Raw genomic sequence first — 20,308 nt, forward strand, 5'->3', positions numbered from 1 at the left:
CTTAAAATTAAGGCCCCTTCGTCTAGCGGTTAGGACACCACCCTTTCACGGTGGGAACACGGGTTCGAGTCCCGTAGGGGTCACCATTCTATATTTTCCTATAATATAAGATCTTAAATAATCTAATTTTAAATTCAGAATAAAAATAATAGTTGAAAATAATAACTTTTAATTTATGATGCTTCAAAAAAATCGGCTGAAAACACAAAGTTCAGTTCAATTAGTATTATACAATACAACTAATAAAATTTTATGAAGTATATTTATGAAAGCAGATGTGTTTTCTTCAAAAAATCTAGTTAACTATTCTCAAACTATAAGTGACTATCAAACAATTATAGTGTGTCTAGAAAAGCATGCCCCTTCATTTGTTCATTTAGATTTTAGCAATCTACATTTAACGCTTCCGCAGCTAGAGGAAATAGCTGCTAAAATCCAAAATAATAATTTTATCGGTAATGTAAGCTGGGGCAAGGTGCCTAATGCTTCTAGTGAGCTTGTACAAAAGATTGAAAGTAAAATTATCTTAAATAATCAAAACTATAAAGCACCACCCTACCGACTTTGTCCATGGTTTATTTAGTTTACATGCTTATATGGATTCTACGGAAAATGATATTGTAGATTTTATTGTAGAAAAAGAAAATAATGAAAAGGTCAAAACCCGAAATGAACAATTAAAAGACAGGAAAGTATTTAAAATATTTAACAAGCCTGAAATAGGTAGATATTACGCAGTAAGCATATGTAAATGAAAAAGTAAAACAAATGGTACTTACCTCTCGAGGTACTACATTTGAAAAATTAGATTTGCTCAAAATTAATTCACCGTTTAAAGCTCATTTTAAAAGTATTTTAGGTGGACAGATAGTGGCACAGCAAGCGGCCGCATATGAAGCTACAAAGGAGATTACCAAATATGCTGAAGAGAATAATTATAATTGATCTTTCACAGGTCATTCTTTAGGTGTATGGCTCGCAGAAGCTTAGTTTATATTTTGCTCATAGAGATTTTCATTATCCAAAAGCAAAGGCAATCACATTTGATAGCCCGGGTTTAGCTACAGAAAATCTTTAGCCGCAGATGTATAGCCATGAAACTACCTTTGACGTAAAAATTTTAAATATAACAACTTATTTATCAGCTCCAAATTTTGTAAATGTCTGTAATCCGCATATTAATAAAGCACTTTTTAGCAAGCAATCTAATATATAAAAATGTTACTGCAACGACATTTGGAAGCTTCTTAGAGGTAATCGATCAGCTTATATAAGCGGTAATATTGCAACCGGACAATTTTTAGGGGTTTATAAGCATTTAGAAAATAATGCCGTACAAGGTTGCCCATCAAAAGAGATCATAACCCCTGAGGGAAAATTTGAACTTTCTTACAAAGGTCATTATCGTATAAAAGAAGTAAATTTGTCTGTAGATATAACAAATACAAATAATAAGGACAGTAGCGATTGGTATCTAGCACAGTTGAGCAAATTGAGTATAGATAAAAAAGAAATACCAAATTTAATAAAACAACAGTTAAAAGTAATAAAAGAACTATATGAAATAAAACCTCAATATGGCAAATATTATATCTTTACAAACTTACCTAAAGTTAAAGTAGATGACTTAAGAGAGCAAATTTTAAGGTTAATTGAAGTCAGTAGGGAAGCAAGGAAGTATTAGAAGACTGCAATGCTTATACTCCTAATGAATCAATTAAAGTTACAGAAAATATAATTAGCAATTTACCCACCTTTATCAACTTATAATCTGATTGTCCATAATGAAATATTACAACAAATAGAAGAAACTTTAAACGAAAAACGATTTGTAACAGTTAGTGCTTTCGCTGGAGCCGGTAAAACCATTCTAGCTATAAAATATGGAGATAGACAAACACAAGCGAAAAAGAAAATAGTACGTTTTATTAACACAGATTCTGCGGACAAAGTCCTTGAAGCATATAGACAACTTGCTAAAGAATTTACTATTTACGTAATAGATGAAAAGGAAGAAAACATAATAAGATTAGTCCATGAGAGGATTGCTAATTTAAATTCAGCTATATTATTTATTTTTGATAATGTTGAAGATCATAAATATATAGAGCCTTATCTTAACAGTATAATTAATATACTTAATGATAAGGTACAAGTGATAATTACTACTAAAAATAATAATTTAAGTGATGATATAGAAAATATTATATTAGAGTCTTTTAGTAAAAAAGAAGCGATATTATATTTAAAGAAATCTCTAAAAAATAGATTAACAAGAAAGATATTGATAAATTAGTAGAAGACTTTGGTAGTAACGATGCTGCATCACCTTATAGGCTATCTAAAGCAGTAGCATATTTAAAAGCAAATAAATTACTTAAAGTAAATGATTACATTAATTACTTTAAAAATAGCAAAGATGATCATATAGAAACCGTTTTATTACTACAATTATTAGAAAAATCACCTTTAGCTTGGCAGATATTTTACAATATTCTGCAGATTTAGACCCTGATTTTATCAGTATAGAGATTTTCAAAGAATTATTTTTAATAGATGAAGAAAAGCTACAAGAACCTATAAAAAGGTTAAAAGCATTATCGATAATGAATCTAACATACCAAAATAGACAAGCCGGCTTACAATTACATAGATTAATGCAATTTATAACAAAGCAAAATATATAAATAAATATAAAGAACATGTGATAGATGAAAAAGAGATTTATACAAGACTAGCAGAAATCTTAGATGATTTATTTCCAATATTAACAGATGTTCCAAGTGAAGACTGGGAAAATTCTAAAATATTTTATCCCCATGTAGTAAAAATATTAAATGATGATATTGAAATGGATAAATGTAGAAAGGCAAATTTATATCAAAAAATGGGTTATTATATTTATAAAAAATAATGAAACTAGGGAGTTTATATTACAAAGAGGCGATTTTGAGGAAGTTACATTAGAAATGAAACAAAAAATACAAAAGAATGTTTTAAATAAAATATATATTAATGCTGATAAAGATAAGAGGAATAGTAAGTTCTCAATCTTAGGAAATTGGGGGCGAAAGGCTATTTAGGCGATAGATATTTATCACAAAACAACTAGGAGTTTTATCTGACCTTAAAAATATAGAAATAGCTAAAATGTTATGTTTTGAAGCGATTTGCTTAGGAGCGATTAACAGCTCTAGTAAAAACTTCACTTGTGTAAAAGAATCTGTTAGAGCCTATCCTGAATTAACAAATAAGATAACGAACATCCTGAATATTTTATTGATGGCTCAATATTACGGGTATGTGTTAATGATGAAGCAATTTTAAATAAATTGCTAGCTAGTGATTAGTGTGGCTATGTAGCTTTACCCTCATCCTGAGGAACATCAGATTTATCCATTAAATTTTTAGCAATGTTGCTTTCTGAAAGCTTAACTGATTGAAAATATTCGGATACAAGTTTTATCACTTCATCACAAAATTCATCTTGTAGCTCTTTACTTGCGGTTGATTTTTGGTTTTGCATTAACTGTATAGCATCAGATTTTTTATGCTCTAAAAATTCTTCAATTTCTTTAGTTTTTTCTTGAATGATTTTCTTGGTAACTTCATTACTTTCTTCTATCATTTGAGAGCGTAAAGTTTCTAATTTCTTTATTTGTGCGTTGGTGTGTTTAAAGAGCAAAGCAGCATCTTCTTTTAACTTTTCAGCTTTTAGAACTTTTTCTTGGACTTCTAAAATCTTAGCATCTAAAGAATTTAAAATGGCTTTTTTTGCCGGTCTATAAACTAAATATACAAAAATTACAAAACTAACGGCAAGCCAGAAGCTCTCATCTAGGAAATTCATTATTTTACTTTTATATTTTGTAGTAAATTCATATCTGCTTTAGTGCCAGCTATTTTTTCAATAATATTAACGGCAAGCTTTATGATTGCTGCGCTTTTATTAGTTCTAAATTGCTTAGCAGCTAAATTTATATCTTCAATGTTTTGATTTATAGCGTTTTTTAAATCTTGCTCTAGATTCTTTTTTTTAATTAAAAATTCTGATTCTAAAGAGTCTATTTTTTCTTTTTTTAGCCTATCTATTTCAGTATTTGTTTTGTCTATTTCCTCGTTATAATATTTATTTAGTTTTTCTACTTCTATGGTCAATGTATCGGCTTGCGTAATATTATCTTGAATATTTGTCTTTCTATTATTAAAAATTTCTTCAGCTTTTGGAGTTATAAATTTATAAACAAAGATATACAATAAGCCAAAAGTAACGATAAGCCAAAAAATTTGTGAATAATAGGTAGCAATATCAAATTGAGGCATCTTATTTAAAAATGAATTTTAAGAAAAAATAAGTAACATAGCAATTACAAAGGAAAAAAGCCCCATTGCTTCAGCAAGACCTGCGCCGATCAGAGCCATTCTTTGTAAGTTTTCTGTAGCCGAAGGGTTTCGTGCTATTGAACTAAGTAGAGAGCTAAATATATTACTAACGCCTAAAGCTGCACCGTACATGCCGATAGCCATAAGTCCTGTACCAATAAATTTTAAAGAAACCATGTCCATAAAAAACCTCACTTTTAATTAATAAAAAAATTTTATCTAATTATCTGTATAATAGGCTTGTTGCACAACGAAGCTAATAAAGAGGAATTTGCAGGAAACACGAAGCACAGAACCGCAGCGTACAAAAAAGTACGTGAGGATTCGAGCATCGGATTGACGTACAAATTACCTTTAGAAGCAAGTTGTGCAAAAAGCCTAGTGTAAATTAATAGCATCATTAAGATACATACAAGATAAAATAGTAAAAATATAAGCTTGAAGTATTGCAACAAAAATTTCAAATCCAATTAGTATCACCATAAGAGGGATTGGCAGAAATTTCAAGTAAATCATTAATGAAACGGTAAAACCGGATATTACTTTTAATAAAACATGTCCCGCCATCATATTAGCGGCAAGTCGCAATGATAAACTAACCGGTCTTGCTAAATATGTAAATAGTTCAATTACTATCATCAACGGTGCTAACCATAAAGGAGTACCGTGCGGTAAAAAAAGGGTTAAAAAACGTAAGCCGTGTTTTACAAAACCGACTATAGTTACCATTAAAAATACTAGAATTGCCAAGGTAAAAGTAACGATAATATGACTAGTAGCAGTAAAGCTATAAGGTGTCATACCAAGTAAATTACAGAATAAAATGAAAATAAATAAACTAAAAACTAACGGAATAAATTTACGTCCTTTTACTCCTATATTCTGATTTAACATATCAGCTATAAGATTATAAACTATTTCAGCACTCACTTGTAATCTAGAAGGTACTAATTTCCGGTTATAAAAAGCTAAGTAAAAATAAGTTAGAGCTAAGATGCTAGCAAGTAACATATAGATACTCGAATTAGTAAAGCTGACGTCAAAACCGAACATTTTGATGTCTATTAATTTTTTGATATCAAATTGTGCTAAAGGGCTATGAGTCATTTCATTACTTTTTATTATTTACTTTTTGCCTTATAATGTTAAAGCCAGCAATCATTCCTATTATTGTAAATATAATAAGAAATAAAGGTTTAGAATTAAAAAATTTATCCGTAAATATTCCAATTACGACACCTACCATTGTACCTGAAACTAAATCTACAGCGATAGTGAACGGGCTAATTTCTGGCCGAATTTTAGGATTAGAAAACTTAGGAGTTTTTAAGTCTTTAATTCTTGCTTTGATATCTTTTAGTTTTTCCTTATTCATTAGTTTATCTCCGTCTTGCGAGAAGACGCCATAGGCGTCAACGAAGCAATCTCAGGATATTTAACGAGATTGCCGTACAGTCTACGACTGCTCGCAATAACGATCTAAATTACAAGCTTATTTCATTTTTTGCTTTTTCTTTCTGCTCCTCTAAAGCTTTATCAACTGCTGTGGAAATAGTATCTATGCTATAACTTCCTGTTTGTACTCCGTTAACGAAGAAAGAAGGAGTACCTATAAATTGGGGTGCTTTTGCTACAAAATTGGTATTAGCAATTAGTATTGCAGTAATTTTATCATTATTTAAACATTGTTTATATTCTTCCGGAGAAATACCGCCAAGTTGTCCTATATCAGTTAATAATTCTCTGTATTTATTGCTATATGCCCACTTATCTTGTTGTATTAATATGATATTATGAAGTTGTGTAAAACTATTTGTATCCCCCTTGCAGCGGGCTAAAATTGCAGCATCTAAATCTTGTTTAGTAGCAATAAATTCACGAACCACATATGCAATTTTGTTAGTATCAATATATTTTTTCTTAAGTTCCGGAAAAATTGTTTGATGATAATAAGCACAATGCGGACAGGTAGGAGAAAAATACTCGACTACTATAACATTTGATTTTTTGTTACCGAGAACCATATCATTATCATCAACTTTAAAAGTGACTTTAACAGGTTTTATTGCAGGATTTTTTTGTTCTTGTGAAGCCGGCGTTGATACTTCATCAGTCTGATTATTATCATTAGCAGGAACTATTGATTCAGCCATATTTTCAGAATTTACGGCTTTCTGATTCGTTTCTTTAGAAGTTGCGTTATTTTGTAGAGTTTTGTGCTCTATTATTTGTTTTTCCTCATGGTTCTTATCTTGTGCTTTTTCTTCTGAACAGCTACTCAAAAATAATAAAAATATTAGTACAATAAAAATACTTCGCATATTTATTCCTTTAACTTATTAATATTATCTACAATAAGATCGTATCAATTTTATTTCAATAAAAATCTCTACTTTATAATAAAAGCAAAATATGCTATGCTATAGAAAATAATAGTCTAACATTAAGTTCTTAGGCATTAAAACCACTACGGAGGAATTAATAATGGCAAATACAACACAATCCGAACAAAAATCCGAGTTTAAAATAGGGCAGAGAATTGTCTATCCTGCACATGGAGTTGGTGAAATAACAAATATAGAATATCATACTATTGCAGGTACTGAAATTAAAGTATATGTAATTTCCTTTTCGCAGGATAAAATGACATTAAAAGTGCCTGTTAGTAGAGCTGCGGTTGTTGGTCTTAGAGCGGTTGCAAGCAGAAAAGATTTAGATGTCATATATTCAACTCTTCAAGGTAAACCAAAACAAGGAAATAGAATGTGGAGTAGAAGAGCCCAAGAATATGAAGGTAAAATTAACTCAGGTAATATTGTAGCCATAGCCGAAGTATTACGGGACTTACATAAAAATGTTGATAATGATCGTTCTTACAGTGAAAGAACACTCTACGAATCAGCTTTAAATAGACTTGCAGGCGAGCTTGCTATCCTTGAAAATATCCACCCAACCGAAGCAATTAATAAGTTAGTTGAAGTATTGCGTGAAAAATTAGTAGCATAGTTATACTCGTTCAACTTGAAAAATTGGCTGTGTCGTCTTTGTAAGTCCTCGGATGCTCACGTATTAAGTATACGCTCTGCTCCTCGGCTTATAGGCTCCTTGCTCTTTTCCAAGTTGAGCTTCGTATAGCTACTCTTCATTGACTCGGATTATATTTTTATGGATTGGCTGTAGTCTACGACTATTCGCAATAACGAAAAATCTGATCCATGCAACAAAGCAGACTTGACCACGAACATTTTAATTACTCTACTAACAGATAATTCATCCGGAATTTCTCAAGGGATGTATTAACTACATAGTCAACAAATTCTTTTAATAATTTTGGATCTGTTACTTCCTGTCCTTTATCGTCACGAGCAGTTAAAAGTTTTGAATTAATTTTTTCAAGAACGCCTTTCTTAATATCATCAATATTATGCGTACCGTCTAACATTTCTAAAATATATTTTTCATGTATCGGTATACCTACCATATCGTTAAGTCTATTAGTGACGCTAAACACGCTAGTTACATTATTAAAATATGCTTGTTTTGCTTGGTATCTTGCAAATTCGCTAGTTTTAGGTTTTTCGGTGATAGTTGCTATAGCATGAGGTTTAGTCTCAAATATTTTGAGATAACCTTGAAAAATGAATATGATAAAATGCTGTTCTAATGCTGCTAAGAAATCTTGTAATTGATATTTACCAAGCTTTTTAAAAGCTTCTTTTGCTACTTGCTCTAAGCTTATCGGATTGCTAATATTTTCGGCATATACATATAAAATAGCTTTCATGATCGGCGAAGTGGTTGAAATAAAAGGCTCAGGTAAATTTTCGTAATAGAAGCTAACATTTTCCTGTTCGTTAGTTAAATCAACAGCTTTTTCTAGAATTACCGGTCTAATATTAAGGCTAGTAAAAAACTCTTTTAAATTATTAAATTCAATTTTTCTGTTTATAGGTATGTTTTGATGACATAATAATGTCGAGCGGAACTTTCTATTAGTGATAAAATCCATATATTGCTCAGTACGAACAATATCATTAACGGCTTGTAGCTTTTCTGCTGCCTGAGTAGGTAAATTACCGATAAACATTGCAGTAAGCGACGTATCACCTAAGTAATTTAGATGATTTTTTTGAGCTTTTTCTATGAATTGGTGAAAATATGTACCTGTATTAATTTCGCCTAAATATTCATGTAATACATATGAGTCCGTATATGCAGATAATAATTTTGTTTCATCTCGTAAGAAATTAGAATAAGGCGTTGTGGAGCTTTCTAATGAGTCATTGATGAACTTTAAAAGTAATTTAGCTTGTTGTAATTTATCATGGCTAGTATTAAATAGCTCTGAATGGAACATAATCATTTCACGTATTGTTCTTTGCATATTCCAGCCCGGGAGCGTATTATAGCTTACAAAAGCTATGCCGTTCGGATTTAGCAGTTTATTACAGACTTCGAGTATTTTATCTTGTACTTCTTCAGGTACCCATGAATATACGCCGTGACAAACTATGTAATCAAACTTACCGTATGACTCATCAAGGTCCAATATAGATAATGCCTTTAGTTCGGCATTTTTTATTTTCAAATCACTGATAATTTTTTTACCTAATTCTATTTGTGTTTTGGATAAGTCAACACCTAGAGATTGTGATTTAGGATATGTTTCAGCAAAGTTAAGCAGATTAACACCGATTCCACAACCGAGTTCAAGTATTTTAGCAGTTTCAAGAGGTGGAGGGTTTAGCCCGAATAGCTTGCCGATAGTTCTTAAATAAGGTGGGGAGGTATAACTGAAAGTAAATGGAGAATAAGGTACTTCATCATAGGATATTTTATTAGCTTGTTTTGTCATAGTATTTACATAAATTAAAAATTAATTTTAAGCAGTTTCAAAAGATTAAGCAATATATTTATATACAAAAAACTTTAAATTTAACTAATGCTCATATAATAGTAAGTGAAGAGTAATTTTATTTTATGAAAAATAATAATAGTTATTTTGGTTTTTTAAGAGGTGCGATAAAAATCAAGAAGGATGTTGTAAATTTTTCTTGTGAAGCTGATTGGGATAGTGCTTTATTTTATGGATCAGAAAATACTCTTGATGTCATTCCTGCGAAAGCGGGAATGACATTATTAAACAAACTATAACTTAATCAATTGTGCTTTAGTTGCAAAATTTTCTATTCCCTCTAGATTGGTAGTGGTAACCCATAGTTGCATGTTTAAGCCGGTAAAAAATTCGATTAAATATTGACGTCTTTTGTCGTCTAAATGCACAAAGACCTCATCTAAAAGTAAAATCGGTGCTATTTTAGTTAGCTTTATAGCATAATTCATTTCAGCAAGGATTATTGCAATTAATATAGCTTTTTGTTCACCGGTAGAACAGAATTTGGCTAAGATATTTTTCTTTTGATGCTTTACTAAAAAGTCACTTTTATGAACTCCAAAACTAGTGCGACCAAGTAGTTTATCTTTGCTTCTTGTTTGATAAAGTTCTGCAATAATAAAACTAACAATATTTTCTTTACCGTTTAATATTTTTTGTTCAACAATGCCGTCAATCGATAAATCGGCTTTTGGAAATTCATTTTCAAGGTCATCTATTGCTTGCTGCATAAATTCTAAGGTTTTTAAGCGATTATTAGCAATATGGTTAGAAATATCAGCCATCTTTTCTTCAATAATTTTAAGCCAATTATCATCTCTTATATCTTCTACTAGAATTTTATTTCTCTCATGCATGTAATATTCGTATTTACTAACTAGCTCTGCATGCTTTGGATCAAAATTATAAACTATTCTATCAAGAAATTTTCTTCTATCACTGCTACCGCTTGTAAAGATTCCTTCCATGTGCGGAGTCAGCCATACCATGCTAGTGAATTTACTTAACTCATTATTGGCTATTTTACTTTCGTTATACTTAGTTATCCTTCTATTAGAACTACGTTTAAATTGGGTGGTAAATTCTGCAAGTCCTAGCTTACTTTGCAATAGAGCTTTAACTAGACAATGATCTTCTGAAGTTTTGAATACATCGGCAAGTTTTGCTGATCTCAGTCCTCTTCCTGGATAAAATAGCGATATAGCTTCTAAAATATTAGTTTTACCGCTACCGTTTTCACCTATTAAAATTATTGGTGTATTATCTGTTTTTAGTTCAAGATTTTTAAAATTACGATAATTCTCAAGACTTAAGGAATGTAGGAAGATATTTTTCATTTTATGAAAGAATAATAGTTAAATTATTGATACGTTGCATTTATACCGTCTAGAAATTGCCATAGTAGTTTTGCTCCTTGATATGCTAATTTTTGTTCTTTTGAGCTTAAATTATTAATCAAATTTGCACATTCTTGTGTATGCCATTGATCAACTTTACTATGAACAATGAAAAATTGTAAAGTTCTGTAATCTGAATTTCCATAAAATTTTTGTAATCCTTGAATTTTAGAGTCAGATACTTTAGGAGTCTGACGCTCATAAGCATAAAGTACTCCAAGACCTATAGAAAAAGATTTCTCTGTTAATTTAATAACCTTGAACAAGTTTTTAAGTTGAGTCTAATTTAGGTTCTGAAGTGCGTTGGTTTCTTAAACAAAGTCCTTCAGCAAAACGTTTCCATAGTTCCGGGTGATTTTCTTCACCTTGTTCTTCTTCTATAAGATTACCAAGTAATATTTGCCTAGCTTGTATATCACTACATTTGTAATGTAACGTGGGAAAGCTGTAACGTGATGATAATATTCTTTTGTGTAAATTTGTAAAGTAGAATGAGTAAGTTTTCCCATATGCCATAATTGATAAAATGGATGATTTAAGAGGTTATATTGCTCAAGATTTTTATATTAAGCTGTTCTAAAAATTTCATCTTACCTCCTCTTAGTAAATTTATAAATCTGATAATTGTTTGTCTTATCTATTATTACAGAATGCCATTCTGCTAAAAGATTAAGAGGCAAAAAAGTATCTCCATCATAATTTTTATTTATTTTTGTAAGTAAAAATTCATAAATAAGATTTTGTTCTAGGAAAAGAGTTGCTATTTCTGCCCCTCCAACCATAAAAATTTTCTTATCAGTAAAAGGTTTTATTACCTGCCAAAAATCATCTAAGGATTTAATAAAAAATATATTATTATAAGATTGTAATGGTGTATTTCTTGAAAAAACAATACAAATACAATTTTTTAAAATCTTTGTAGGTATAGAGTCAAAGGTTTTTCGTCCCATGACTATAATATTATTTTTCACTGTCTGATAAAAATATTCAAACTCCTTAGTATAAGACCAAGGCATCTGACCTTTATTACCTGTCACCCCTTGTGGGTCACATGCCATTATACCGATGATTTTTCTATTTTTCATAAGATATAGTGAATCATATGGTCTGCTACAAAAAATCTTTGATGCTCTATAACATTATGCACTCGTAAATAATCAACTACGTTTTCCATTAAATATTTTGATATTGCTATTATTTCTAAGTCTCTTTCCGATGCTTTGGAATTATAAAAAGCAGAAATATAAGATTTTCGTGAGTGTCCTAGCAATATCTCACATCCTAGATTTTTAAATTCTTTAATATGTTGTAATATATATAAATTTTGATAAACGGATTTTCCAAAACCAATTCCAGGATCAAGAATGATATTTTTCTATCAAATCCACATTTTTCTAATTTTGTTATTTCTTGCTCTGTCCATATATTTAAGCTAGCAAGCGGAGATTTATCGAAATCAAGACATTTTTGTTTTTGCGGTGGAACGGTTAATGAATGCATAGTAATAATTTTACAATTATAATCGGCAATTAATCGTAATGTATAATCATCTAGATTATTTTTAACCAAGTTGATACAGGAAATAGGGTATTTTTAAAAACACGTTTAATTACTTCAGGAATAAAACTATCAATACTGACTATAACTTCCTTAAGCTCTTCAAGAACATTATTAAGCCTTGCATATTCTTCATCTTCATTAATAATTAAAGCAGAAGGACGTGTTGATTGTGATCCAAGCTCAATTATTGTAGCCCTTCATTTATCAAGCGTACAAAATTTCTCACGGCATCTCCTTTATGAAAACTCAATCCTGAAAAAGAATCAGGAGTAATGTTTAAAATACCGACAAATTGAGGATTTAAAACAAGAGAGCGTATAACTCCTTGATTTTCAATTAAATGTGCTATTTCTGCAAAGGTTTTATTGTTGTAAAAATTATTGATCGGATATGAATAACGACATTCCAAGCTTAAACCTGCAATTAGATGAATAAGAAACGGTCTGTTTAATAATTCAGGATGTGGTATCTTTAAATCAGGTAAATCTATATTGCAATTATTCCAAAGTAGGATATCTAAGTCAATAACTCTTGGAGACCATTTATCGTAAGAGCTTGCTCGACCTAGTTGTTTTTCAATCTTTTTAAGCTTAATTAGAAGTTTACTAGGCGTTAAAGTACTTTTGTCCTGCACCACCATATTTAAATATGATTTATCCCAAGCTTTATCTGCATTAGGTGGTAGAATAGCTTGTGTTTCAAAAATAATAGCTTGCTTAAGCAATACAAAATCATAACTTTTTAGTAAATTTAGCGCTTTTTTAATATTTAAAAGTCTATTACCTAAATTACTGCCTATAGAAATATAAATCATAGTGTCTCCTTTCCTGAATAAGAAAAAGAAACTCCGCCATGCACTCCTGAAACCGGTGATTTTAATTTAGTAACGGTTAAGTTTAGAAAAATCTTTTCTAATTTAGATTCGATAAAATTTTGATAAATAATATCATATATTTGTGCGGCTAAATACTCGATAAGATTAAAGTGATTTTCTTGAGAAAGTTTTTGTACTAGCCGTACGATTTCTGCATAACAAACAGTATCGTTTATATTATCCGTTACAGTAGCAAGGGGAGGAGTTAAGAGAAAGAGTTTTATTTTTATGTTAATTTTTACAGGTTGAGCGTGGTGTTTTTCTTGAGTACTGCAGCCAAGATATACCCAAGTTATTAGTTCTGAAAATATTAAGTTTACATGAATAACTTAAGTTGAAAGCTTGATACCTATCATAATATTAATGTTAGTTTAGTATAAGCTCTTTATAAAAGATACAATAGTTAAATTGATATACCGCCACTTTTTTTAAAGCCGACATGAGCTTTTTCAAGTTTTTTAATAAGTCTAGGTGAATATGATTTAATTTCTTGTTCCTTGCCGCCTTCATATTTTTTAGCGAGTTTCATGCCCCCTTTGATCATATTATAGGCGAAGTTCATTAGCTTCGTTTCGCCTGCTATTCTTTTTGGGTTCATAAACATATAAATTTGGTAAACGGCAAAGCTTTTTAATAAACGTTTTAAGTCTATTCTAGCTTGTTTGGTTAAACCTTGTAATTTGTCTTTTGGGTTTGCAAGGTTTTTATTAGCATCTCTAACTATTTTAGAATGCTGATGTATTAAATAATTACTGACTTCGGCAACATTCTTGTTAATGAGCTTCTCATCCATTTTAAGCATTTTAAGCTTTAAGTTTTTAGTTTTACCTAAATACTTACGGATTAATAAGATAATCCGACTTTGCAGTTGAGTTAAATCCATAGTTTGTTCATTTAAGATAGCAAGCATTCGTTCCATCTCATACTCAAATTCTTCATTTTGGCTTAATTCTTCAAAAATTTCCTCTACCTCTTTACTTTCAAGTACAAGATCGTCACTAATACCCATTAATGCATCTTTTATTTGATCAGCAATTTTTTTGGTATCTTCGGAAAATTGATTATTTGTCATAATCTAATTCATCGTTAAATATAGCTATTTTTATACTAGCACCACATTTCTGCTTGTCTATAAAAATTGTATTAAGAGATATTAAATTTTTCTGCTAAATTTTTATATTTTTCAGTTTTTTGTATAAATTTAAGTTGACTACACGGTGAAAAAATTATTGATGTTAACCCTTTAGACAAATCATATAATATTCCATAAGGTTTAGGTCCTCCTCGTTCTTCTATGAGAGCTTTCGTATTAAGACAAAATACTTTTAGTGAATCTTGCAGACTTTTTTCTGATATATCTAGATTATATTGGTTATAAAAATCACCTTGGCTTGAATATAATTCAATTATTTCTGATGCTAATTTAGCTATATCTTGCGGATTCTTTTGCTGTATTTTCTTTTTTAGTTCTGATTCTTTGAGATGTAATAATTTATTAAAAGCATCTTTTGCATAAGATATATGAGTAGTATTTTTAAAATATTCTAAAGCTTTTACATAATTTCCGCTCTTAAATTCAATCTTCCCAAGTTTTATATTTGCCTCTTCAGAACCAAGGTTAGCAGCGTTTTCATACAATCCTATTGAGTCTTTAGATAGTTTTGTTGAGCCATTAGGTGTACAGATTTGTGCTTGTTGACAATAAATTTTTGCTAATTGATGTTTATATAAGTTTTCATTTTTATAACAATCATTAATAGATTTATGAGTTTCTTTTAGTAATTTTTCTAATAAATTATAAATAGGTAGCGCTTGATCAGGTAACACAGGCTGATGTAAAAGCTTATCATATATTACTTTATCGAGATTTTGAGATATTTCTGTAATAGATTTAGAGGCGGTAATATACTTCCAAAGAGATTTAGCTTCTTGCTTGCTGACTGAGCCTATTAGTTTTTCTAAATTACTAATGCTATTATTTATAGTTATACCTAATATATTATTAATATTCTTACAGCTCTTTGTAAAAAATAATTTAATATATCTAAATTTTCAACATCAGTGCTAGAATAGACTATATGCTGTAAAAAGTTTTTTAAGTTATATATATTATAGATTACTTTTAAGTCTAAAACATCGTTATTGTTGATATCTTCATAAAATTTTTCAATAGTCTCATTTAATCTGTTATAAAATGAATCTTTATCTGTGCATATTGTATGCTTAAATGATTCTAATAACTTTTCTTTTATATTATATGCCCCGAGGTAAATAAATCGTTAAACCATTTTGCAGAATTAAGTGTAACCAAATTTTCTTTTTCAGAAAATTTGATGTTAGATAAATATTTAAGGTAATTTAGAAGATTCTCTAATTTATTTTCTGATTTCGGTGTTTCTAAAAGCTGATTTAATTTTTTAACGATTTCTAAGAAAATTCCTATAGTTTTGGCATTGTCTTCTAACTGTTTATAATAATTTACTATATCTATTAATTGTTTCAATTTGTCTGTTTTAGGCAACACATCTTCAAAACTTAAATTATATTCTATATATGTTTAAGCTCATTGATACTAATTGGTACGTCTTTATTAATTACATTAATAGAATTTAAAATATATGTTAAATTTTCGTCATCGATTGTTTTTTTATTATACTCATCTAGAATGATATAATTATCATTTCTAATATTTACTAGCTTTGTACAGTCTTGTGCTTGTTCGCTAGCTTGAGGTAATAAATAGAATCTTTTATTTTATTAATGATACTCTTTTGTTCATCGCTAAAATTACCGAGTTTTATAGTGTCATCAATAATTTTAGATATACGAGTATGATTATTGCTTGCTTGGGCTATCCGGTCACTACTATAGATAAATTACCTTCATTTATATCAATATATCTCAATAATTTAGTAAATTGTTCAAATATACCGACAAGTTTTTCTATTTTGGCTTTGCCAAGGGAAGAGTAAGAGTTTTTGGTTTCACTATTTTTTATTGCTAATATAAATTTAGTAGGAGTCATACTTAGAATTTTTTGTAGGAAAAATTTGTCAATAGTAGATTCAGAGGATGAATTAGCAGCATCCAAATAAGAACTGTTATATGTTAAATATTTTTCGTTTTTTATATAAAAACTATCTAAAATATTTGAACTTTCTGTTAGACTTTTTTTGAGAAGTCCCAATCTCCATACTCATTACTTTCTAATATTAATTCACCGTCTTTGAGAAAAATTAGCTATGAGCTTTAAATCTTCTTTCTCTTGCCCTAATATAATTATAGCTTTATTACTCCTATCAATAATAGATTCATATTTCTCACTATCTTTATTAATTAAGTCGATAAAATTTTTATCCTTTAACATATCGGATATAAAATGTTCCATTTCTGCTTTCTTTATTTCTTCTTTTTTACACATCATTATATCCCTCATATCTTCTGCTTTATTGGGTTCAATATTATTTGTTATTTCAAACGAATTTTGATTTAGGAGTGTTTGTATCGGTTGAGTTGCATTATTGTTGTCATTTAGTATTTGAAATAAATGGTCTTCAGAAATAGTACTATCTACTATTTCCGTATGTTCTTGTTTTTTAAATTTATCATTTAAACGTTTTACATAAACGGTATAATTGTACATAATTAATCTGTTTCTTAGTTGTTTTTTTATTTAATAATCTTAACTCAAAAAATTTCAATTTAGTTAATAAATTAATTAACTAAAAATATCACAATTTAGATATTACGATATTTAATATACTGAAAGATGATTTTTATTGCATATATGATAAGAATAAGGTTTATTATAAATAAATATTAATAATTACTTAGGTTATGAGAAATAATAAAAACCAAATGTATATTATAAAAATTTTTATAGCCCTAGCTATGATTACGGGCATAATATTTTTATGTTTATTGTATTCTTCATTAACTCCGTCTAAGCTTAAGATTGGTGCGAAAACTAGTAATATGGACGATTCGCCTAAAATTAAGTTTACTCTTATAGATCAAGAAGGAAAGAAATTTGATAGTACCCATTTGCAAGGTCATTTAAGTTTGATTTATTTTGGTACTACCTATTCCTTATATGACAATCAAACACTAAAAAGAGTAGAAGATATTATTAAGATTTTGAAGAAAGAGAATATTTTAGTACAAGTAGTTTTTATTACTCTAGATTCTGAGCATGATACAAGTGAAGTATTAAAAAAATATTTAGAAAAAATAGATGATAATTTTATAGGTTTAACAGGGAGAGTCCAAGATATTGAACAATTAGCAGATCAATTTAAGGTCTTCTATACATCCAAAATATTTGATGTAAAAACAAACAAATATGAATTACAACATTCTAATTTTGTGTATTTAATTAGCAGTCAGGGAAAATTTTTAAAGCATTATTGCTTAGGCTTACCGAAAAATGGTTAACAGATAATCTCTAAGCATTTCCTATTTGTGATGAGAAATGTATTTCATCAATGCCTAAGTGTTTTAATGCATTATGCCATTTACTTTCAGGATTATCGGCAAAAATAAATTCTTTATTACAATCCATAACCAGCCATAGATTTGTCTCTAATTCTTCTTCAAGCTGCCCTGGTTTCCATGCTGTATAACCGACAATGAATAAGCTATTTTTAGGTCCTTTACCGAAAGCTATATCTTCTGAAATTTCTAAATTAGAGCTTATTGCTAAATCATTATGGAAATCCAATAACAAATTTTTATTATAATCGCTAGAATGAAGAAAAAACCCTTTTTCATGTTCTACGGGTCCGCCAAGATATATAGGAACCATAACTGGGGTTGTTATTTCGTCATTTTTTATTTTAAAAAACGATTTTAAATCTATATGATTTACTAAGCGGTTAAATATTAATCCTATTGCTCCTTCTTCCGTGTGTGATAACATATAAATTAAGGATTTATGGTAAATGCCTTTTGTAATTACATGCGGTGTAGCAACTAGTGTTTTACCGGATAAGTTATGAAAAATTGTATCGCCCATAAATAAAACTTTAATTATATAAGATTTAAATATATAAGATTTAAATCCAATTATTCAATAGAAGTTAACAATAATGATCACATTTTTTGATATTACTATTTTTGCTATTATTACTCTTTTCTCATTTTTCGGCTTATATCAAGGCATAATCGGGTTTGTAACTAGAATACTCGGTTTTATTACTTCTATAATGTTAGGATATTTTTTATATCCATATATTTCTGACCTAATCGGGAAATATATGGATAATGAGATTATAAGAATAATTATTGCCGGTGTTATATCTTATGTTATTGCTTTAATTTTATGTGTTTTTATAGTTTATAAATTTCTTGCTATAATTTCATTTATGAGAAACGGTTTTATTGACAGATTTTTAGGGCTATTGGCAGGATTTGCCGTAGGTACTACTATCTCGTTAGTACTATTTTTTATAACAATGATCTTTACTTCTGAAAACTATTTTAAAAGTAAATCTTTAAAAGATTTTGTAGTAAGTAGTAAACAGAGCAAATATGGAGGAGTACTGAAAGTTTCCGTTACCACTGATTATTTATATGAATTAAGTAAAAATATTATAGTTATAATTCCAAATGAGACTTTAAAATCTATTGAAATATTTGAAAATAAAGACCTAAATAATTTCAAAAACTCTCTTAAGAAATTGAATGATTCTAACGATGATGAGGATGTATTTTCTCGAGAATTACAAGATGAGCTTTCTAATATATATGATGAATAGGATGTTATTTTGACGTCATTGCGAGGAAATTACGACATTGTTGTGCGGATCGAAAAACGCACTCGGTGTCATCCCGTGGCTTGACCACGGGATGACACCGGAAAACTGATCCATGCGGGCAATGCCTGCTCGCAATGACGATTACCTACCAAACAAACACCATAACCCCTACCTTTCATTAAACCAGCCTATTTCCCTTAAATTTCATAAATCACACCATCGTAAATAATTAATAAATATTAACTAATAGTAAATTTATTCATTAATTATTGTGCGTCGTAAATAAATAGTGTATAATGACCGATAAGTTAAGTGGTAAAATCATTAAAAGCAATAAGTTATAGGGGAAATTATAACTAATAAGAACAAAACTTTTTTTTAATAAAATTTTACTAGCAACCAGTAGTATCGGGCTGCTTGCAAGCATGGGAGGCTTTGCGGCGGATATTATTCCGGCGGGAAATCCATCTTCTAATATAGGTACGATGAATGATTTGAGATATAATCACAACCATTATCTTCCACAAGATAATGACAATATTATTATCGCAGAAAATAACCATAGGGTTAATTTTGCCCAAAAATATTAATATTAATGATATTAATCTTTATGGTTTTAATGGGGTATTTACTATTATTGAAGGCAATCCAACTACAAGAGTTAGTATTAACAATATAACTAATGTTGACAATCCGCAAACTCAAAGGGCAGTTCAAAATGCTTTAGGAGCACCTCTTGCATATGGCGCCAATAATAATGCAAAAGCAAAGCTAAAGCTTACAAGCGGTAATGGAACAGGTTCTGAGCTAACCATTATCGGTAATGATATTAGTGCCGTTGAATCTATTGAGCTTGTATTTAAAGAAAAAGTTGATATGAAACATCGCAACGGCAGTGTAATAGATACAGGAAATTTAGAGTTTATAAGTTTTGGGAAGGTAAGGGTTAATAAAGGTTTTACCGGTAATATTACTAATACTAAAACTATGAGAGGAGAGGTAACTTTCGTAGAGATTCCTGATATTTATGAAATCGGCTCACAAACCAAACAAGTTTCTAAAGTGATGTTTGAAGGTAATCATGAACACAAATTGCATAATGATATTCATTCTAGACAAACTAATTTTGATTCGGGAACTTATAATATTTGCACGCAGGACATTACAATTAACGGTAATGCTAACTTTAACGGCTCGACATTCGATCTTAGACGTAACGTAATTTTTACCGGTGATGTAGTATTTGAAGGCAATATTACTATAAATGCTTTAGGAGAAAGCGGTATAGTTTTTCAAAATCTCCCTACGGCATTCGGTACAAATATTGTGATTAATATTAATAGGGCTCACATGGCGAATAATGTAGCCGTACTATCAATTTTGAGGATGAGTAATGGAGTTTGTTCCTAATGGATATACTGATACTGCAGCTACCGGAACCGTT

General features: G+C 29.5%; 32 protein-coding genes, 1 tRNA gene and 4 pseudogenes. 15 read left to right on the forward strand and 22 right to left on the reverse strand.

The genetic code is table 11. The features are described 5' to 3' along the window. Nucleotides 1–11 precede the first annotated feature (11 nt). The 9 genes and pseudogenes from RJP_RS00135 (at nucleotide 12) to RJP_RS08825 (ending at nucleotide 2,914) form a co-directional block, all read left to right on the forward strand. Nucleotides 12–86: transfer RNA gene (locus RJP_RS00135), tRNA-Glu, on the forward strand. 179 nt (nucleotides 87–265) lie between these two features. Then, on the forward strand, nucleotides 266–583 hold the full coding sequence (locus RJP_RS10040) for a hypothetical protein (protein WP_014120442.1): 318 nt from the start codon (nucleotides 266–268) through the stop codon (nucleotides 581–583). Nucleotides 584–596: 13 nt separating this feature from the next. Further along, nucleotides 597–755: a hypothetical protein gene (locus RJP_RS10045; RefSeq protein WP_225981285.1), complete on the forward strand. Its 159-nt coding sequence runs from the start codon at nucleotides 597–599 to the stop codon at nucleotides 753–755. A 13-nt stretch (nucleotides 756–768) separates the two neighbouring features. Continuing rightward, a complete protein-coding gene (locus tag RJP_RS10050; RefSeq protein WP_225981286.1) occupies nucleotides 769–945 on the forward strand; it encodes a hypothetical protein in 177 nt (58 codons plus the stop codon). A 478-nt stretch (nucleotides 946–1,423) separates the two neighbouring features. Further along, a complete protein-coding gene (locus RJP_RS00150; protein ID WP_041405553.1) occupies nucleotides 1,424–1,684 on the forward strand; it encodes a hypothetical protein in 261 nt (86 codons plus the stop codon). A 192-nt stretch (nucleotides 1,685–1,876) separates the two neighbouring features. Continuing rightward, nucleotides 1,877–2,104: pseudogene (locus tag RJP_RS10055) on the forward strand (AAA family ATPase); the annotation flags it as partial. Between the two features lie 51 nt (nucleotides 2,105–2,155). Then, on the forward strand, nucleotides 2,156–2,296 hold the full coding sequence (locus RJP_RS10060) for a hypothetical protein (RefSeq protein WP_231839101.1): 141 nt from the start codon (nucleotides 2,156–2,158) through the stop codon (nucleotides 2,294–2,296). A gap of 178 nt (nucleotides 2,297–2,474) precedes the next feature. Beyond that, complete coding sequence (locus tag RJP_RS00160) at nucleotides 2,475–2,687, forward strand: hypothetical protein (protein WP_037215223.1); 213 nt, start codon at nucleotides 2,475–2,477, stop codon at nucleotides 2,685–2,687. Between the two features lie 17 nt (nucleotides 2,688–2,704). Beyond that, the gene (locus RJP_RS08825; protein ID WP_151201690.1) at nucleotides 2,705–2,914 is read left to right on the forward strand and encodes a hypothetical protein; all 210 of its coding nucleotides are present in this window, start codon (nucleotides 2,705–2,707) and stop codon (nucleotides 2,912–2,914) included. Nucleotides 2,915–3,355: 441 nt separating this feature from the next. On the opposite strand, the gene RJP_RS00170 is transcribed toward RJP_RS08825, so the two are convergent. The 3 genes from RJP_RS00170 to RJP_RS00180 are packed head-to-tail and all read right to left on the reverse strand — an operon-like array spanning nucleotide 3,356 to nucleotide 4,566. Next, nucleotides 3,356–3,850 (reverse strand): F0F1 ATP synthase subunit B, encoded by a 495-nt coding sequence (locus RJP_RS00170; RefSeq protein ID WP_014120443.1) that lies wholly within the window; start codon nucleotides 3,848–3,850, stop codon nucleotides 3,356–3,358. Further along, on the reverse strand, nucleotides 3,850–4,323 hold the full coding sequence (locus tag RJP_RS00175) for a F0F1 ATP synthase subunit B family protein (RefSeq protein WP_014120444.1): 474 nt from the start codon (nucleotides 4,321–4,323) through the stop codon (nucleotides 3,850–3,852). The genes RJP_RS00170 and RJP_RS00175 overlap by 1 nt, the downstream gene beginning before the upstream one ends. A gap of 18 nt (nucleotides 4,324–4,341) precedes the next feature. After that, nucleotides 4,342–4,566 carry a F0F1 ATP synthase subunit C gene (locus tag RJP_RS00180; protein ID WP_010976714.1) on the reverse strand — a complete coding sequence of 75 codons (225 nt, stop codon included), beginning with the start codon at nucleotides 4,564–4,566 and terminating at the stop codon, nucleotides 4,342–4,344. A gap of 57 nt (nucleotides 4,567–4,623) precedes the next feature. Between RJP_RS00180 and RJP_RS07260 the strand changes: the two genes are divergently transcribed. Next, nucleotides 4,624–4,770: a palindromic element RPE1 domain-containing protein gene (locus RJP_RS07260; protein WP_225981287.1), complete on the forward strand. Its 147-nt coding sequence runs from the start codon at nucleotides 4,624–4,626 to the stop codon at nucleotides 4,768–4,770. Here RJP_RS07260 and RJP_RS00185 read toward each other — a convergent pair. The 3 genes from RJP_RS00185 to RJP_RS00195 all read right to left on the reverse strand — a co-directional run bounded on the left by RJP_RS00185 (nucleotide 4,762) and on the right by RJP_RS00195 (nucleotide 6,704). Beyond that, on the reverse strand, nucleotides 4,762–5,490 hold the full coding sequence (locus tag RJP_RS00185; protein ID WP_014120446.1) for a F0F1 ATP synthase subunit A: 729 nt from the start codon (nucleotides 5,488–5,490) through the stop codon (nucleotides 4,762–4,764). The two genes, RJP_RS07260 and RJP_RS00185, sit on opposite strands and share 9 nt — an antisense overlap. A gap of 4 nt (nucleotides 5,491–5,494) precedes the next feature. Beyond that, the gene (locus tag RJP_RS00190) at nucleotides 5,495–5,758 is read right to left on the reverse strand and encodes an AtpZ/AtpI family protein (RefSeq protein ID WP_014120447.1); all 264 of its coding nucleotides are present in this window, start codon (nucleotides 5,756–5,758) and stop codon (nucleotides 5,495–5,497) included. A gap of 109 nt (nucleotides 5,759–5,867) precedes the next feature. Then, the gene (locus RJP_RS00195; RefSeq protein ID WP_014120448.1) at nucleotides 5,868–6,704 is read right to left on the reverse strand and encodes a DsbA family protein; all 837 of its coding nucleotides are present in this window, start codon (nucleotides 6,702–6,704) and stop codon (nucleotides 5,868–5,870) included. Nucleotides 6,705–6,867: 163 nt separating this feature from the next. On the opposite strand from RJP_RS00195, the gene RJP_RS00200 reads away from it, so the two are divergent. Then, nucleotides 6,868–7,389 (forward strand): CarD family transcriptional regulator, encoded by a 522-nt coding sequence (locus tag RJP_RS00200; RefSeq protein ID WP_010976718.1) that lies wholly within the window; start codon nucleotides 6,868–6,870, stop codon nucleotides 7,387–7,389. A gap of 10 nt (nucleotides 7,390–7,399) precedes the next feature. Here RJP_RS00200 and RJP_RS11200 read toward each other — a convergent pair. Further along, nucleotides 7,400–7,502: pseudogene (locus RJP_RS11200) on the reverse strand (palindromic element RPE5 domain-containing protein). A 131-nt stretch (nucleotides 7,503–7,633) separates the two neighbouring features. Beyond that, nucleotides 7,634–9,238 (reverse strand): methyltransferase regulatory domain-containing protein, encoded by a 1,605-nt coding sequence (locus RJP_RS00205; protein WP_014013752.1) that lies wholly within the window; start codon nucleotides 9,236–9,238, stop codon nucleotides 7,634–7,636. Between the two features lie 125 nt (nucleotides 9,239–9,363). On the opposite strand from RJP_RS00205, the gene RJP_RS09385 reads away from it, so the two are divergent. After that, the gene (locus RJP_RS09385; RefSeq protein WP_162098692.1) at nucleotides 9,364–9,537 is read left to right on the forward strand and encodes a hypothetical protein; all 174 of its coding nucleotides are present in this window, start codon (nucleotides 9,364–9,366) and stop codon (nucleotides 9,535–9,537) included. Here RJP_RS09385 and recF read toward each other — a convergent pair. The 13 genes and pseudogenes from recF to RJP_RS00260 form a co-directional block, all read right to left on the reverse strand. After that, on the reverse strand, nucleotides 9,532–10,614 hold the full coding sequence (gene recF / locus RJP_RS00210; protein ID WP_014120449.1) for a DNA replication/repair protein RecF: 1,083 nt from the start codon (nucleotides 10,612–10,614) through the stop codon (nucleotides 9,532–9,534). The two genes, RJP_RS09385 and recF, sit on opposite strands and share 6 nt — an antisense overlap. Before the next feature lie 23 nt (nucleotides 10,615–10,637). Beyond that, nucleotides 10,638–10,940: an iron-containing redox enzyme family protein gene (locus tag RJP_RS00215; RefSeq protein ID WP_024704420.1), complete on the reverse strand. Its 303-nt coding sequence runs from the start codon at nucleotides 10,938–10,940 to the stop codon at nucleotides 10,638–10,640. A 111-nt stretch (nucleotides 10,941–11,051) separates the two neighbouring features. Continuing rightward, nucleotides 11,052–11,183, reverse strand: coding sequence for a hypothetical protein (locus RJP_RS07270; RefSeq protein WP_081497870.1), 132 nt, complete (start codon nucleotides 11,181–11,183; stop codon nucleotides 11,052–11,054). A gap of 81 nt (nucleotides 11,184–11,264) precedes the next feature. After that, on the reverse strand, nucleotides 11,265–11,759 hold the full coding sequence (locus tag RJP_RS00225; protein ID WP_024704422.1) for a dihydrofolate reductase: 495 nt from the start codon (nucleotides 11,757–11,759) through the stop codon (nucleotides 11,265–11,267). After that, nucleotides 11,756–12,018, reverse strand: a pseudogene (locus RJP_RS10070) (dihydropteroate synthase). The gene RJP_RS00225 and the pseudogene RJP_RS10070 overlap by 4 nt, the downstream one beginning before the upstream one ends. A gap of 206 nt (nucleotides 12,019–12,224) precedes the next feature. Further along, nucleotides 12,225–12,422 carry a dihydropteroate synthase gene (locus RJP_RS07280; RefSeq protein ID WP_081497954.1) on the reverse strand — a complete coding sequence of 66 codons (198 nt, stop codon included), beginning with the start codon at nucleotides 12,420–12,422 and terminating at the stop codon, nucleotides 12,225–12,227. After that, nucleotides 12,419–13,048 (reverse strand): 2-amino-4-hydroxy-6-hydroxymethyldihydropteridine diphosphokinase, encoded by a 630-nt coding sequence (folK, locus tag RJP_RS00235; RefSeq protein WP_081700744.1) that lies wholly within the window; start codon nucleotides 13,046–13,048, stop codon nucleotides 12,419–12,421. The genes RJP_RS07280 and folK overlap by 4 nt, the downstream gene beginning before the upstream one ends. Continuing rightward, a complete protein-coding gene (locus tag RJP_RS07285; RefSeq protein ID WP_323811207.1) occupies nucleotides 13,045–13,434 on the reverse strand; it encodes a dihydroneopterin aldolase in 390 nt (129 codons plus the stop codon). Before RJP_RS07285 ends, folK begins: the two co-directional genes overlap by 4 nt. Before the next feature lie 77 nt (nucleotides 13,435–13,511). Then, nucleotides 13,512–14,180 (reverse strand): DUF5394 family protein, encoded by a 669-nt coding sequence (locus RJP_RS00240; RefSeq protein ID WP_014120450.1) that lies wholly within the window; start codon nucleotides 14,178–14,180, stop codon nucleotides 13,512–13,514. 71 nt (nucleotides 14,181–14,251) lie between these two features. Then, on the reverse strand, nucleotides 14,252–14,935 hold the full coding sequence (locus RJP_RS07290) for a hypothetical protein (RefSeq protein WP_024704424.1): 684 nt from the start codon (nucleotides 14,933–14,935) through the stop codon (nucleotides 14,252–14,254). 421 nt (nucleotides 14,936–15,356) lie between these two features. Further along, a complete protein-coding gene (locus RJP_RS00250; protein ID WP_024704425.1) occupies nucleotides 15,357–15,629 on the reverse strand; it encodes a hypothetical protein in 273 nt (90 codons plus the stop codon). Nucleotides 15,630–15,959: 330 nt separating this feature from the next. Next, complete coding sequence (locus RJP_RS00255) at nucleotides 15,960–16,295, reverse strand: hypothetical protein (RefSeq protein ID WP_231839103.1); 336 nt, start codon at nucleotides 16,293–16,295, stop codon at nucleotides 15,960–15,962. Between the two features lie 30 nt (nucleotides 16,296–16,325). After that, nucleotides 16,326–16,751: a hypothetical protein gene (locus tag RJP_RS00260; RefSeq protein WP_014120451.1), complete on the reverse strand. Its 426-nt coding sequence runs from the start codon at nucleotides 16,749–16,751 to the stop codon at nucleotides 16,326–16,328. Between the two features lie 194 nt (nucleotides 16,752–16,945). On the opposite strand from RJP_RS00260, the gene RJP_RS00265 reads away from it, so the two are divergent. Next, the gene (locus RJP_RS00265) at nucleotides 16,946–17,542 is read left to right on the forward strand and encodes an SCO family protein (RefSeq protein WP_014013763.1); all 597 of its coding nucleotides are present in this window, start codon (nucleotides 16,946–16,948) and stop codon (nucleotides 17,540–17,542) included. A 10-nt stretch (nucleotides 17,543–17,552) separates the two neighbouring features. Here the strand turns inward: RJP_RS00265 and RJP_RS00270 are convergent, their stop codons facing one another. Next, a complete protein-coding gene (locus RJP_RS00270) occupies nucleotides 17,553–18,122 on the reverse strand; it encodes a YqgE/AlgH family protein (protein ID WP_014120452.1) in 570 nt (189 codons plus the stop codon). A 73-nt stretch (nucleotides 18,123–18,195) separates the two neighbouring features. On the opposite strand from RJP_RS00270, the gene RJP_RS00275 reads away from it, so the two are divergent. Beyond that, the gene (locus RJP_RS00275; RefSeq protein ID WP_014120453.1) at nucleotides 18,196–18,864 is read left to right on the forward strand and encodes a CvpA family protein; all 669 of its coding nucleotides are present in this window, start codon (nucleotides 18,196–18,198) and stop codon (nucleotides 18,862–18,864) included. A 485-nt stretch (nucleotides 18,865–19,349) separates the two neighbouring features. Next, nucleotides 19,350–20,296 (forward strand): annotated as a pseudogene (locus RJP_RS00280) (hypothetical protein); the annotation flags it as partial. Between the last annotated feature and the right edge of the window lie 12 nt (nucleotides 20,297–20,308).

The organism is Rickettsia japonica YH, from assembly GCF_000283595.1.
GTDB lineage: Bacteria > Pseudomonadota > Alphaproteobacteria > Rickettsiales > Rickettsiaceae > Rickettsia > Rickettsia rickettsii.